Below are 14,162 nucleotides of genomic sequence, written 5' to 3' on the forward strand. Positions count from 1 at the left end.
CGGAACACCGTCTCACGCGCGCCAGTCGAGTGGGACGTGCTTGGCGCGGTCCCAGGGTCGCTCCCACCCCGCGTAATGGAGGATGCGATCGATCACTCCGGCGGTAAAACCCCAGACCAGAGCGTTTCCGACCAGAAAGGCCGGCCCCCGGTGGCCGCTGGGGTGAACGGTCGTGGCGCGGTTCGCCGGATCCGTGAGATCCGCCACGGGCACCGTGAAGACCCGGGCGGTCTCGGCGGGGTCCACCGGCTCGACCGGGCTGGGCCGGCGCCACCAGCCCAGCACCGGGGTGACGACGAAACCGCTCACCGGGATGTAGAGCCGCGGCAGCACGGCGAAGACCTGGACCCCCGAGGGGTCGAGCCCCGTCTCCTCCTCGGCCTCGCGCAGCGCCGCGCGCAGCGGACCCTCCTCGTCCGGGTCCCCGTCCTCCGGGTCCAGGGCCCCGCCGGGGAAGGAGGGCTGCCCGGCGTGCGAGCGCAGCGATCCGGAGCGCTCCATGAGCAGCAGCTCGGGGCCTCCGGGGCCCTCGCCGAAGAGCACCAGCACGGCGGAGGGGCGGCCTCCGCCCTGCGGGGGCGGCAGGAACCGGCTCAGCTGGTGCGGCTCGATCGTCTCGGCCACCCGTGCCACCGGCAGCAGCCACTCGGGCAGCCCGTGGGCGCTGACCTCCACGCCCCCGCCGTAGGTGCTCGTCACTCGGCCGCTCCCAGGGGGGCGGCGGGACGGCCGGGGTAGTCGGCCGGCGGGCGCAGGCGCTGGCCCGGCTGGCCGCCCATCTCGTACTTCAGCAGCTTCTTCGCCTTGTCCGGGTCGGTCTCGCCCTCGCCGTACGCCGGGCAGAGCGGAGCGATCGGGCAGGCGCCGCACGCGGGTTTGCGGGCGTGGCAGACGCGGCGGCCGTGGAAGATGATGCGGTGCGAGAGCATCGTCCACTCGCTCTTGGGGAAGAGCGCGGCGATCTCCGCCTCGACCTTCTCCGGGTCCTCCTGGGCGGTCCACTTCCAGCGCCGCACCAGCCGCCCGAAGTGGGTGTCCACGGTCAGGCCCGGCACCCCGAAGGCATTGCCGAGCACCACATTGGCCGTCTTACGGCCGACGCCGGGGAGGGTGACCAGGTCCTCCAGACGGCCCGGGACCTCGCCGCCGAACCGGTCACGGAGGGCGGCGGACAGACCCAGCAGCGATTTGGCCTTGGCGCGGAAGAAGCCCGTGGGGCGGATCAGCTGCTCCAGAGCCTCCGGGTCGGCCGCCGCCATGTCCTCGGGCGTCGGATAGGCGGCGAAGAGCGCGGGGGTGGTCTGGTTGACCCGCAGATCGGTGGTCTGGGCGGACAGGACCGTGGCCACCAGCAGCTGGAAGGAGTTCTCGAAGTCCAGCTCGGGATGGGCGTACGGATACACCTCGGCGAGCTCGCGGTTGATGCGCCGGGCGCGGCGGACGAGGGCGAGCCGGGACTCGGGACGGGCACCTTTGGGACCCTTGGCCGATTTATGCGGTTGTGCGGCTTCTGTCGACTCGGTGGATCCTTGTTCGCCCACAGCGGAATTGCGAGGTGCGGTCACCCGTGCGGCCCCCTTGCCCTGTGCTCTCACCGGCGTATTGGACACCCGGCCAGCCTAAGCCCAGCCACTGACATCCGCTCCGGCCAGCCCGAAGAGGCCCCCAATCGGACCCCTGCCGCACAGCTCAGCAGGCCAGTGCGTCAAACTTGTGATTGATCGCACTGTTTTACCGTCCGGCATCATGGGGACGTCGGTCCCCTGTGCATGTCGACAAGGAGAGACTCGTGGACGACGTTCTGCGGCGCGCCCCGCTCTTCGCGGCGCTCGATGACGAGCAGGCCGCTGAGCTGCGCGCCTCCATGGGAGAGGTCACCCTCGCGCGGGGTGACGCGCTCTTCCACGAAGGGGACCCCGGCGATCGCCTGTACGTGGTCACCGAGGGCAAGGTGAAGCTCCACCGCACCTCTCCCGACGGCCGCGAGAACATGCTTGCCGTGCTCGGCCCCGGCGAGCTGATCGGCGAGCTGTCGCTCTTCGACCCCGGTCCGCGCACCGCCACCGCCACCGCCCTCACCGAGGTCAAGCTCCTCGGCCTCGGCCACGGCGACCTCCAGCCGTGGCTGAACGCCCGGCCCGAGGTCGCCTCCGCGCTGCTGCGCGCGGTGGCCCGGCGTCTGCGCAAGACCAACGACCAGATGTCCGACCTGGTCTTCTCCGACGTCCCGGGCCGGGTCGCCAGGGCCCTGCTGGACCTGTCGCGCCGCTTCGGTGTGCAGTCGGAAGAGGGCATCCACGTCGTCCACGACCTGACCCAGGAGGAGCTGGCCCAGCTGGTCGGCGCCTCCCGCGAGACCGTCAACAAGGCGCTCGCCGACTTCGCGGGCCGCGGCTGGCTGCGGCTGGAGGCGCGTGCGGTGATCCTGCTGGACGTCGAGCGGCTGGCCAAGCGCTCCCGCTGACGCCGGACGGGCGGATCCCGTAGGAGCCCCGGCGCGGAACGGCAGGGGCTTCCCGGAAACGGATCGTGGGGCCGCGCCGGGACCCGGCGCGGCCCCACGGCGGTGCGGGCCCGGCGCGGCCCTACGGCGGTCCCGGCCCCGGTCGGGTCCTACGGCGGTCCGGGCCCCGGTCAGGCTTACGGCGCCGGATGGAGCCCATACGGCGTCCCGCCCCGGGCGAAGCCCCTGACGTTCCGCGCCGGGCACCCCACGGTCTTCCGGAGAGAGCCGCCGCCCCCCGGAACCCGCTGAGCCGGAGAAAGCCATCTCCCGAACCCGAGCCGGAGAGAGCCGCCGCCTCCGGAGAATGCCTCCGGCGGGGGCGCGGTCTCAGATCAGCCCGTGCTCCCGCAGATAGTCCAGCTGGGCCCGGGCCGACAGCTCCGCCGCCGGCCACAGGGAGCGGTCCACGTCGGCGTACACATGCGCCACGACCTCCGCGGGCGCCCGGAAGCCGTTTTCGACCGCCGTCTCCACCTGGGCGAGCCGGTTGGCGCGGTGCGCGAGGTAGTACTCCACCGCGCCCTGCGCGTCGTTCAGCACCGGCCCGTGGCCCGGCAGGACCGTGTCCACCCCGTCGTCCACCGTCAGCGAGCGCAGCCGCCGCAGCGAGTCCAGGTAGTCGCCGAGCCGCCCGTCGGGGTGGGCGACGACGGTCGTGCCCCGCCCGAGCACCGTGTCACCCGTAAGGACCGCGCCATCGGCCGGGAGGTGGAAGGACAGCGAGTCGGCGGTGTGGCCGGGGGTGGGCACCACCCGCAGCTCCAGACCGCCGGTGGTTATGACGTCGCCCAGCTCCAGCCCCTCGTCCCCCAGCCGCAACGCCGGATCCAGGGCCCTTACGGACGTCCGCGTCAGCTCGGCGAAGCGCGCCGCGCCCTCGGCGTGGTCCGGGTGGCCATGGGTGAGCAGCGTCAGCGCGATCCTTCTGCCCGCCCGCTCGGCCGTCGCGATGACCTCCTTGAGGTGCGTGTCGTCGAGCGGCCCGGGGTCGATGACGACGGCGAGGTCGGAGTCGGGCTCGGCGACGATCCAGGTGTTGGTGCCGTCCAGCGTCATGGGCGAGGCGTTCGGCGCCAGGACGCAGACGGTCCGGTCGGTGGCCGGGCCGCCGATGGCACCCCCGCGCGGCTGACCGGGAAGAGCGGATGCGTCGGTCATGTGGAAGATCCCCCCGTGGCGCCCGGAATGTGCTTGGTGAACTCATCATGGCCCGGCCAGCTCAGCACCAGTTCCCCGTTCTCCACCCGCGCCTGGGCCAGGACCGGTGTCAGGTCCCGGTCCGCCGCCGCGGCCAGCGCCTCGGCGACCGAGCCGTGGGCCCTGAGCTGACGCAGCGTCGCGATCGTGGGCGGCATCATCAGCAGCTCGCCCCGGTCGTAGCCGTCGGCCGCGTCGCCCGGACGGATCCAGACCGTACGGTCCGCCTCCGTGGAGGCGTTACGGGTGCGCTGCCCCCGCGGCAGCGCGGCCACGAAGAACCAGGTGTCGTAGCGGCGCGGTTCGAACTCCGGGGTGATCCAGCGCGCCCAGCAGCCCAGCAGGTCCGAGCGGAGCACCAGCCCCCGGCGGTCCAGGAACTCCGCGAAGGACAGGTCCCGGGCGACCAGCGCCGCGCGGTCCGCCTCCCAGTCGTCCCCCGTCGTGTCCGCGACCACGGTGTGCGGCGTCGGGCCCGCGAGCAGGACCCCCGCCTCCTCGAAGGTCTCGCGGACCGCCGCGCACACGATGGCCTGTGCCTGCGTCGCCTCGCCCGGGTCCAGCCCCAGCCGCCGCGCCCACTGCGCCCGCGAGGGACCGGCCCAGGTGACCATGCGCTCGTCGCGCGGGTCCACCGAACCGCCGGGATACGCGTACGCGCCTCCGGCGAAGGCCATGGAGGCGCGTCTGCGCAGCATGTAGACGGCGGGCCCGCCGGGGCCGCCCGCCCCGTCCCGTACGCCCTCCACGGGCGCCTCAGCGCCTTCCGGGGCGCCCGCGGCCTCCGGCGCCGGCGCGGGGTTCTCCGGTGCGGGCTCCCCGCCCCTGCCCCCGTCGCCGTCCCGTCCGACCGGTCCGTCCCGCAGCAGCAGCACGGTGGCGGCCCGGCGCGGTGTCACCGGTGTGAGCTCACCGGCCGACAGGAGGCGGATGCGCTCCGGCCATTCGGGCGGGTACCACTGGCCATTCGTAGTGGACATGGCCGGATGCTATGCGCTCACGGGCTGATGTTCGAGTGGCCCCGTCGGCGCCGCGCCGGGGCCGGTCAGCGCGGCGGCGTCACACCGGCCCGCCCACGGATCCGCGCCCTAGTCCGCGACCTCGACCTGGATCTCGACCTCGACCGGCGCGTCCAGCGGCAGCACCGCCACGCCCACCGCGCTGCGGGCGTGCACGCCCGCGTCGCCCAGGGCCTCGCCCAGCAGCTCGCTCGCACCGTTGACGACACCCGGCTGGCCGGTGAAGTCCGGCGCCGAGGCGACGAAGCCGACGACCTTCACGACCCGCACGACCCGGTCGAGATCACCGACGACCGACTTCACGGCGGCCAGCGCGTTCAGCGCACAGGTGCGCGCCAGCTCCTTGGCCTCCTCGGAGGTCACCTCCGCGCCGACCTTGCCGGTCACGCCCAGCTTGCCGTCGACCAGCGGCAGCTGGCCCGAGGTGTAGACGTACGGGCCGGTGCGGACCGCGGGCACGTACGAGGCCAGGGGCGCGGCGACCTCGGGCAGCGTCAGGCCGAGCCCGGCGAGCCGGCCCTCGACGGCACCGCTCCCCATCAGCTCTTCTCCCGCTTCAGATAGGCCACCAGCTGCTCCGGGTTGTTCGGCCCGGGGACGACCTGGACCAGCTCCCAGCCGTCCTCGCCCCAGGTGTCCAGAATCTGCTTCGTGGCGTGTACGAGCAGCGGTACGGTCGCGTATTCCCACTTGGTCATGGGGCCGACTGTAATGCCTCTCCGCCGGGCCCTGGTGCGTAGCCCGAGGGGCGACTGGTTAGGCTCCCCAATGTGAGCAGGCTCCATGTCGTCAGTGGCAAGGGCGGAACCGGCAAGACCACGGTCGCCGCCGCACTAGCGCTGGCCCTCGCGGCCGATGGCAGGCGAACCCTGCTGGTCGAAGTCGAAGGCCGTCAGGGCATCGCGCAGCTCTTCGAGACCGAGCCGCTGCCCTACGAGGAGCGGAAGATCGCCACCGCGCCGGGCGGCGGGGAGGTGCACGCCCTGGCGATCGACCCGGAGTTCGCACTTCTGGACTACCTCCACATGTTCTACAAGCTGGGCTCGGCCGGACGCGCGCTCAAGAAGCTCGGCGCGATCGACTTCGCGACCACCATCGCCCCGGGACTGCGGGATGTCCTGCTGACCGGCAAGGCGTGCGAGGCGGTGCGCCGCAAGGGCAAGGACGGCCGCTTCGTCTACGACTCCGTGATCATGGACGCGCCGCCCACCGGCCGCATCACCCGCTTTCTGAACGTCAACCACGAGGTGGCGGGGCTGGCCCGGACCGGCCCGATACACAACCAGGCACAGGCCGTGATGCGCGTCCTGAAGTCGCCCCAGACGGCGGTCCACATGGTGACCCTGCTGGAGGAGATGCCGGTCCAGGAGACCGCGGACGGCATCACGGAGCTGCGCGCCGACGGCCTTCCGACCGGCGGGGTCATCATCAACATGGTGCGGCCCGCGATCCTCGACCAGGAGGCCGTCGAGGCCGCCGCCAACGGGCAGCGCACGGCCGTCGCCAAGGCGCTGTCCCAGGCGGGCCTGGGCGGGGCCCGCCGCGGCGGCACGGCCGAGCGGCTGGTCGACCCGCTGCTGGAGCAGGCGCGCGAGCACGCCGAGCGGGTGGAACTGGAGCGGGCGCAGCGCGCCGAGCTGACCGGCCTGGGGCTGCCGCTGCACGAATTGGAGCTGCTCACGGACGGCGTCGACCTGGCCGGGCTGTACCGACTGGCGGCGGACCTGCGCAAGCAGTGGCCGACGTGAGCGGCGCCCGCCGTAAGGGCGCCCGGACAACGAGTCGTACGCGGGAGGCGGCATGAGCATGGACGTGGCACCCCGGCTGGACACCGACGCCCTGCTGGACGATCCGCAGACCCGCATCGTGGTGTGCTGCGGCTCCGGCGGGGTCGGCAAGACCACCACCGCCGCCGCCCTGGGCGTACGAGCCGCCGAGCGCGGCCGTAAGGTCGTCGTCCTGACGATCGACCCGGCCCGCCGGCTCGCCCAGTCCATGGGCATCGACGCGCTCGACAACGTCCCGCGCCGGGTCGCGGACGTCGGCGGCGCGAACGGCGGCGAACTGCACGCCATGATGCTGGACATGAAGCGGACGTTCGACGAGTTCGTCGAGGCGCACGCCGACCCCGAGCGCGCCCGTGCGATCCTCGCGAACCCCTTCTACCAGTCGCTCTCGGCGGGTTTCGCGGGCACGCAGGAGTACATGGCCATGGAGAAGCTCGGCCAGCTGCGGGCCCGCGACGAATGGGACCTGATCATCGTCGACACCCCGCCCAGCCGGTCCGCACTGGACTTCCTGGACGCGCCGAAACGTCTTGGCTCCTTCCTGGACGGGAAGTTCATCAAGGTCCTGATGGCCCCGGCGAAGGTCGGCGGCAAGGCCGGGATGAAGTTCCTGAACGTGGGCGTGTCGATGATGACGGGCACGGTCAGCAAGGTGCTCGGCGGGCAGCTGCTGCGCGACGTGCAGACGTTTGCTGCCGCGATGGACACCATGTTCGGCGGGTTCCGTACTCGCGCGGAGGCCACCTACCGGCTGTTGCAGGCCCCCGGGACGGCCTTCCTGGTGGTGGCCGCGCCCGAGCGGGACGCGCTGCGGGAGGCAGCGTACTTCGTCGAACGGCTGGCCGCGGACCAGATGCCGCTGGCCGGGCTGGTCCTGAACCGGGTGCACGGCAGCGGGGCCGAACAGCTGTCGGCGGAACGGGCCTTGGCCGCCGCGGAGACCTTGTGCCTGGCCGACGACCCCGCGGACCCGGACGATGCGTCACTCGCGCACACCGCGGAGGACAGCGATCCGGCCAAGAACACCACCGGGGCAGAAAATCTTGCCGACGGCGGATTTGTCGATCATCACTCAGGGAATGCTCAAGCGCGGAACCCCTCGGCAGCGGACCCCGACGTCTCCCCCACGTCGGCGGAGCGGCTCGCCGCGGGACTGCTTCGGCTGCACGCGGAGCGTATGCAGGTGCTCGGACGTGAGCAGCGCACGCACGACCGCTTCACGGCGCTCCACCCCGAGGTTCCGGTGGCCCAAGTGGCCGCACTCCCAGGCGACGTACACGACTTGGCAGGACTGCGGGCGATCGGCGAACGCCTCGCGGTCCCGCCGGAGCGGACCAAGCGCGCGGCGGGTTGAGTCGGTGCCGGACCGGCTCTCGGCCGCCCGCGCACGGAGGAGACGCACAACAGGTAGCCACGCGGCACGACGGACAGCGGTGACGGACCTCGGTGACCGACAGCGGTGATCGGCCGCGTTGATCGACCGTATTGATGGACCACGGCGACAGACACGCACACACGCAGCACGCACACACGCACGCACAAACGAGGACCCGGATGACCGGTTCTGGTGCCCAGTCGGACCCGAGTGAACCAGTCCCGGTCGGACCCGGGCAGCACAGCACCACCGAATGGGACCGGGACCGATGCCGTACGACCCGGTACCGATGGGACCGGTGCGGCGCATGACGGGCCCCGACGACGACCACCGAGGCGGGCGCGCATACGGGCACCCGTAGCGGCGCTCCGTCGAACGCGGCCGCCCTGCGGCGACACACAGGCGCAGACAAGGCCACGGCCATCGACGGCGGACCAGCCCCCGGCCCGCGCCGACGCGTCACGCCGTGTCGCCCACGCCCCCATCGAGCCGGCCGCCCGAGCCCCCGTCAAGCCATGCCGCTCGCGCCCCCACGGCAGGCCGGTCACGGCCTTGGCCGCAACCGCGCTCGAAGGCGTGCGCGTACCCGTACCCGCCCCTGGCGGGGCGCGCCCGTACTCGCCCCCCGCTCGTAGCCATGGCGACGAGAGGTGGGTGAGGTGATGGTGAGGCGAGACGCTGCCACTGGCAGCCCGTCAGACGGCCGCCGGCGGACCGCCGCCCGGTCTATCCGACCGCGGCGAAGCGCTCGTACTCCTCGTCGTCGAAGGGCAGAATGCCCGCGCTGCGCTCGTACTCGGTGCGCGCGGTCTCCAGGAGCCTGCGCCAGGAGGTCACGGTCGGCCGGCGGCGCAGCAGCGCTCGCCGCTCGCGCTCGGTCATCCCTCCCCACACGCCGAACTCCACGCGGTTGTCCAAGGCATCCGCAAGGCACTCGGTGCGCACCGGACATCCGGTGCAGACCGCTTTGGCCCTGTTCTGTGCCGCGCCCTGGACGAACAGTTCATCTGGATCAGTAGTGCGGCAGGCGGCCTGCGCACTCCAGTCGGTTACCCAGCCCATGCTGGCGCCGTCCTCTCCCGAATCGGAGCTCCCCCACGGCGACAAACGGCATATTCACCGTCGCCAGTTGAGGACGTTACGGAAGCGAGACAAGGCGCAACACCCCCTGCAGGCCCAATCTTGGATGGTCCGAACGGACTATGGGTACGCGGCAGATCACCCAACGGAGTGAGCTGACGACATTTGCGATCACTAGTGCAAACCCGGGCAGTTCACCCATCGAACAGCGGGCAGCTCATGACAGGGGCCGCAATCCGGACAGCTCTCATCACTCAGGTGAGCGAGAGGTGGAGGTGTGGCTCAGCCGCACATCTGCGACTGGCGTGAAACAGCTTATGCGAACACTCGGTCCCCTGTCCGGCGATTCGACACGTAGGCTGCCTCCTATGGGAAACACGCGCTCGAGCGGCGGACTGTCCACCGCTCAACAGGCCGCCAAGTTCCTCGGCGTCAGCGCGCTGGCCGGTGCCGTGATGGCCGGGCTCGCGCTTCCCGCCGTCGGGGCGCTCGGCCTCGCGGCCAAGGGAACGGTCGAGGAATTCGACGGAATTCCGGCCAATCTCAAGACACCGCCGCTCAGCCAGCGGACGACGATCCTGGACGCCAAGGGCGGGGAGATCGCGAAGGTCTACTCCCGCGACCGGACGATCGTGAAGCTGAAGGACATCTCCCCGTACATGCGGCAGGCGATCGTCGCGATCGAGGACGCCCGCTTCTACCAGCACGGGGCGGTCGACCTCAAGGGCGTGTTGCGCGCGCTCAACACCAACGCGCAGGGCGGCGGGGTCTCCCAGGGCGCCTCCACCCTGACCCAGCAGTACGTGAAGAACGTGTTCGTCGAGGAGGCGGGCGACGACAAGGAGAAGGTCGCCCAGGCCACCAGGCAGTCCATCGGCCGGAAGATCAAGGAACTGAAGTACGCGATCAAGGTCGAGAAGGAGCTGGGCAAGAAGCGGATCCTCGAGAACTACCTGAACATCACCTTCTTCGGGCAGCAGGCGTACGGCATCGAGGCGGCTTCACAGCGCTACTTCAGCAAGTCCGCCAAGGACCTGACCCTGGAGCAGGCGGCGCTGCTGGCCGGTCTCGTCCAGTCCCCCAGCCGGTACGACCCGATCAATGCCCCGCAGACCGCCAAGGCACGCCGCGACACCGTGCTGCGGCGCATGGCCGACGTGAAGGACATCACCCCGGCGCAGGCCGCCGCGGCCCAGAAGAAGCCGCTCGGCCTCAAGGTCAGCATGCCCAGGAGCGGCTGCATCACGGCCGTCAAGGGCGCCGGGTTCTTCTGTGACTACGTCCGCAAGATCCTGCTCAACGACCCGACCTTCGGCAAGACGGCGGCGGCGCGCGCCAAGCGCTGGGACCAGGGCGGCCTGACGATCCGTACGACGCTGGAGCCGCAGGCCCAGAAGTCGGTCCAGAATTCGATCAAGTCGCATGTCTACCAGTCCGACCCGGTGGCCACCGCGGTGACGCTCATCGAGCCGGGCACCGGCAAGGTGCTGGGGATGGGCCAGTCCCGGCCGTACGGCTTCGGCGAGAACGAGACCCAGATCAACCTCTCCGCGGACAGGTCCATGGGCGGGTCGAACTTCGGCTTCCAGGTCGGCTCCACGTTCAAGCCGATCACCGCCGCGGCCGCGATCGAGCAGGGCAAGAAGCCGTACCAGCGTTACTCCTCGCCGTACAAGATGAAGTACCCGAGCCCGGTCACCACCTGCGACGGCACCTGGAGCAACGACGAGGGCGCGACCGTCGAGAACGAGAACGAGAGCGAGGTCGGCCCGTACGAGATGAAGGAGGCGACCGCCAAGTCGGTCAACACCTACTTCGTCCAGCTGATCAGCGACATCGGGGTCTGCCCGGTGACGCGGATGGCCGACAAGATGGGGGTGAAGCGCGCCGACGGCAAGGACCACAACCAGGTGCCCTCCCTCACCCTCGGCTCCGAGGGCTTCTCGCCGCTGACGATGGCCAACGCCTACGCGACCTTCGCCAACCGCGGTGTCTACTGCTCCCCCATCTTCATCGAGTCGATCACCGACTCGAACGGCAAGGCGCTGAAGGTCCCGGAGTCGAAGTGCTCCCGTGCGATGTCGGAGAAGACCGCGGACACCATCAACACGCTGCTGCGCGGGGTGGTCGAGGACGGCACCGGCAAGCAGGCCGGGCTCCAGAGCCGTCCGAGCGCCGGTAAGACGGGCACGACGGACGAGCGGCGGGCCGCGTGGTTCGTGGGCTACACCCCGAACCTGGCCGGCGCGGTGTGGGTCGGCGGCCCGGGTGCCAAGGGCGTCACCATGGAGAACATCACCATCGGCGGCGTCCCCCACGACAAGGTCTACGGCGCGGACACCCCCGGCCCGATATGGAAGGACGCGATGAGCGGCGCACTGACCGGCAAGCCGGCGCCGAACTTCGTGAAGGTGCCGGTCAAGGACCCGAGCCAGCACAAGCCCGCCGACGACAAGAGGCGTCACGACCGTAAGCCGAGCCGTGACAAGGGCGGCGACGGCGGAGGCGACAACGGTGGAGGCACCAACGGCGGCCAGGAAGACCCGTGGCCGGACATCTCCCTGCCCTCGGACCTGACCGGCGGCAACGGGAACGGCGGGAAGGGCAACGGAAACGGAAACGGCGGTCGGCACTGGCCGCGCTAGCGGTGACAGCGCCTGAGCGCTGAGGGGGCCGGACAGAGATGTCCCGGCCCCCTTTTTTCCGTCCGAGCGCCTTACGGCTGCGCTGTTCGCCCTGCGCTGTTCGGCTTACGGCTGCGCTGTTCGGCTTGGCGGGGCCGTACGGCTCGGCGGGGCCGTTCGGCTCGGCGGGGCCGTTCGGCTTGGCGGGGCCGTTCGGCTTGGCGGGGCCGTTCGGCTTGGCGGGGCCGTTCGGCTCACGGCCGAGCTGTTGACGGCGGAGCTGTTCGCGCTACGGCCGAGTGGTGAGCGCACGGCGTTGCCGTACGCCTTACGACAGCCGGCGCGGGCCGGGGGCCGCGGGGCGCGCCGGACGTCCTGCCGCCGTACGGCAACGCCGTATGACCCACGACCGCCGCGTCGGCGAGATGACACGCTGGGTACTCGCTGGACTGCGGTGCGCGACAGAAAGGGTGCTGTCCCGTGGGCTACCCGCCCGCGAGCTGCCGCTTCACCGCGGCGGCGACCCGGCCGCCCTCCGCGCGCCCGGCGATCTTCGGGTTCACGATCTTCATCACGGCGCCCATGGCGCGCGGGCCCTCGGCGTCGCCCGCCGCGGCCTCCCGCACCGCCTCGGCCACCAGGGCGTTCAGCTCGTCGTCCGTCAGCGGCTTCGGCAGGTACTCGGCGAGTACCTCGCCCTCCGCCCGCTCCCGCTCGGCCTGCTCCGCGCGGCCACCCTTCTCGAACGCCTCGGCCGCCTCACGGCGCTTCTTGGCCTCCCGCGCGACGATCTTCTCCACCTCGGCGTCGGACAGCTCACGGGCGCTCTCGCCCGCGACCTCTTCCTTGGTGATCGCGCTGATGGTGAGCCGGAGAGTCGAGGAGCGCAGTTCGTCGCGCGCCTTGATCGCCGTGGTGAGGTCGTCCTGCAGCCTGGACTTGAGCGTGGTGGTCATGGCGTCGAGTCTGCCAGCACTGGCCGGGAATCACCCGAAGATTTCTCCCCCGGCGGCGTTCTGCGACCATGGACGACATGCGCGCGCGATACGGAGTACCCCTGGGAATCACGGCGGTCGGCGCAGCCGGCCTCGCCTACGCCGTCGGCTTCGAAGTCCGGTCCTTCAGGCTCCGGCGGATCACCGTCCCGGTGCTCCCGCGCGGGATGCGGCCCCTGCGCGTCCTGCAGGTTTCCGACATCCACATGGTGAGCGGACAGCGCAAGAAGCAGCGCTGGCTCCAGTCCCTCGCCGGGCTGCGCCCCGACTTCGTGGTGAACACGGGGGACAACCTGTCGGACCCGGAGGGCGTGCCGGAGGTCCTGGACGCGCTGGGCCCGCTGATGGAGTTCCCCGGCGCATACGTCTTCGGCTCGAACGACTACTACGGACCGAAGCTGCGCAATCCCGCCCGCTATCTGATGGAGAAGGCCAGCGGCCGACACGGGCTGAACGGCAACCCCCCGGCCGTCGGCGCCATCCACAACCCATGGACGGAACTCCGCGACGCCTTCGACGCGGCCGGGTGGGTCGGGCTGTCGAACACCCGCGGCCGGCTGAAGCTGGAGGACATCGAGATCGCCCTCACCGGCCTCGACGACCCCCACATCAAGCGCGACCGCTACGCCGAGGTGGCCGGCGGCCCGGAGTCGGGCGCCGACCTCTCCCTCGCCGTGGTCCACGCCCCGTACCTGCGCGTCCTGGACGCCTTCACCGCCGACCGCTACCCGCTGATCCTCGCCGGCCACACCCACGGCGGCCAGCTCTGCATCCCCTTCTACGGCGCCCTGGTCACCAACTGCGACCTCGACACCCGCCGGGTCAAGGGGCTCTCCCAGCACCATGCCGGTGGCCACACCTCTTACCTCCACGTCTCCGCGGGCTGCGGCACCAACCGCTACACCCCGGTCCGCTTCGCCTGCCCCCCGGAAGCCACCCTGCTCACGCTGACCCCCCAGACCCCCTGAGCCCGGCCCCTCCCGCCCGGACCGGCCGAACCACCCGAACCACCCGAACCACCCGGACCACCCGGGCCGCCCGGCACGCCCCGACCTGCGGGACCTCGGAAACCGGATTTCGTCTCTGGCCGCAGGTCCGCTAAAGTAGAGCTCGTTGCTTCGGGGTGTAGCGCAGCTTGGCAGCGCGCTTCGTTCGGGACGAAGAGGTCGTGGGTTCAAATCCCGCCACCCCGACTGAAGAAACACCAGGTCAGGGGCCTGATTCGCGAAAGCGGGTCGGGCCCCTGACTCGTTTCCGGGGCCCTTTGCGAGCCGTTTGGGAGCCGACCCCAAAACCCGGCTCCCTGACGGCTCCCATTCGTCCTCCCGGAGGCGACGCCTTGCCGACGCTTCTCCCCACGGCCGGTGCCGGGCGTCGGGCAGGCAAGGAGGACAGGATGGGGCTCGTTCTCTTCCCCGGAGACGGCAACGTGACCAGTCCGGGTCTCTCCTGGTCCTACACCGGCTTCAACGTGTTCAGGGGAGTGGCTGGCCCAGGCGGAGTGACTCACGGAAGGCTGCTCGGTTGCTGTCCGGCGCACAGCCCGCACGCCAGAGCTCGCGTATTGCCAACGGGGCAC

General features: G+C 71.2%; 13 protein-coding genes and 1 tRNA gene. 6 read left to right on the forward strand and 8 right to left on the reverse strand.

Annotation, left to right across the window (positions count from 1 at the left end):
- Positions 1–12: 12 nt before the first annotated feature.
- Both AXW62_RS01305 and nth read right to left on the reverse strand, forming a co-directional pair.
- Entirely contained in the window at positions 13–699 is a 687-nt protein-coding gene (locus tag AXW62_RS01305; protein WP_030838016.1) for an NUDIX hydrolase, read from the reverse strand.
- Complete coding sequence (gene nth / locus AXW62_RS01310; protein WP_060942830.1) at positions 696–1,541, reverse strand: endonuclease III; 846 nt, start codon at positions 1,539–1,541, stop codon at positions 696–698. Before nth ends, AXW62_RS01305 begins: the two co-directional genes overlap by 4 nt.
- 248 nt (positions 1,542–1,789) lie before the next feature.
- On the opposite strand from nth, the gene AXW62_RS01315 reads away from it, so the two are divergent.
- Complete coding sequence (locus AXW62_RS01315; protein ID WP_014061749.1) at positions 1,790–2,464, forward strand: Crp/Fnr family transcriptional regulator; 675 nt, start codon at positions 1,790–1,792, stop codon at positions 2,462–2,464.
- Between the two features lie 369 nt (positions 2,465–2,833).
- Here AXW62_RS01315 and AXW62_RS01320 read toward each other — a convergent pair whose 3' ends face one another.
- From AXW62_RS01320 to sp36, 4 genes are all read right to left on the reverse strand, one after another.
- On the reverse strand, positions 2,834–3,664 hold the full coding sequence (locus tag AXW62_RS01320; protein WP_060942831.1) for an MBL fold metallo-hydrolase: 831 nt from the start codon (positions 3,662–3,664) through the stop codon (positions 2,834–2,836).
- Positions 3,661–4,683: an NUDIX hydrolase gene (locus tag AXW62_RS01325; RefSeq protein ID WP_060942832.1), complete on the reverse strand. Its 1,023-nt coding sequence runs from the start codon at positions 4,681–4,683 to the stop codon at positions 3,661–3,663. Before AXW62_RS01325 ends, AXW62_RS01320 begins: the two co-directional genes overlap by 4 nt.
- Positions 4,684–4,791: 108 nt before the next feature.
- Positions 4,792–5,262 carry a RidA family protein gene (locus tag AXW62_RS01330; protein ID WP_060942833.1) on the reverse strand — a complete coding sequence of 157 codons (471 nt, stop codon included), beginning with the start codon at positions 5,260–5,262 and terminating at the stop codon, positions 4,792–4,794.
- On the reverse strand, positions 5,262–5,420 hold the full coding sequence (gene sp36 / locus AXW62_RS42285) for a Sp36 family protein (protein WP_017947820.1): 159 nt from the start codon (positions 5,418–5,420) through the stop codon (positions 5,262–5,264). Before sp36 ends, AXW62_RS01330 begins: the two co-directional genes overlap by 1 nt.
- Positions 5,421–5,492: 72 nt before the next feature.
- Between sp36 and bagA the strand changes: the two genes are divergently transcribed.
- Together bagA and bagB are read left to right on the forward strand one after the other, a co-directional pair.
- Positions 5,493–6,470 (forward strand): ATPase BagA, encoded by a 978-nt coding sequence (gene bagA / locus AXW62_RS01335; protein WP_030829781.1) that lies wholly within the window; start codon positions 5,493–5,495, stop codon positions 6,468–6,470.
- A gap of 52 nt (positions 6,471–6,522) precedes the next feature.
- The gene (bagB, locus tag AXW62_RS01340; RefSeq protein ID WP_060942834.1) at positions 6,523–7,863 is read left to right on the forward strand and encodes an ATPase BagB; all 1,341 of its coding nucleotides are present in this window, start codon (positions 6,523–6,525) and stop codon (positions 7,861–7,863) included.
- Positions 7,864–8,610: 747 nt separating this feature from the next.
- On the opposite strand, the gene AXW62_RS01345 is transcribed toward bagB, so the two are convergent.
- Positions 8,611–8,946, reverse strand: a complete 336-nt coding sequence (locus AXW62_RS01345) for a WhiB family transcriptional regulator (RefSeq protein WP_030829787.1) — start codon at positions 8,944–8,946, stop codon at positions 8,611–8,613.
- A 386-nt stretch (positions 8,947–9,332) separates the two neighbouring features.
- Between AXW62_RS01345 and AXW62_RS01350 the strand changes: the two genes are divergently transcribed.
- On the forward strand, positions 9,333–11,609 hold the full coding sequence (locus AXW62_RS01350) for a transglycosylase domain-containing protein (protein WP_060942835.1): 2,277 nt from the start codon (positions 9,333–9,335) through the stop codon (positions 11,607–11,609).
- Between the two features lie 464 nt (positions 11,610–12,073).
- Here AXW62_RS01350 and AXW62_RS01355 read toward each other — a convergent pair whose 3' ends face one another.
- Positions 12,074–12,544 (reverse strand): GatB/YqeY domain-containing protein, encoded by a 471-nt coding sequence (locus AXW62_RS01355; protein ID WP_060942836.1) that lies wholly within the window; start codon positions 12,542–12,544, stop codon positions 12,074–12,076.
- 77 nt (positions 12,545–12,621) lie between these two features.
- Between AXW62_RS01355 and AXW62_RS01360 the strand changes: the two genes are divergently transcribed.
- Together AXW62_RS01360 and AXW62_RS01365 are read left to right on the forward strand one after the other, a co-directional pair.
- Positions 12,622–13,551: a metallophosphoesterase gene (locus tag AXW62_RS01360; RefSeq protein WP_030829795.1), complete on the forward strand. Its 930-nt coding sequence runs from the start codon at positions 12,622–12,624 to the stop codon at positions 13,549–13,551.
- A gap of 151 nt (positions 13,552–13,702) precedes the next feature.
- Positions 13,703–13,776, forward strand: a tRNA-Pro gene (locus AXW62_RS01365).
- Positions 13,777–14,162: the final 386 nt, after the last annotated feature.

This window comes from Streptomyces hygroscopicus subsp. hygroscopicus (assembly GCF_001553455.1).
Classification (GTDB): Bacteria; Actinomycetota; Actinomycetes; order Streptomycetales; family Streptomycetaceae; genus Streptomyces; species Streptomyces hygroscopicus.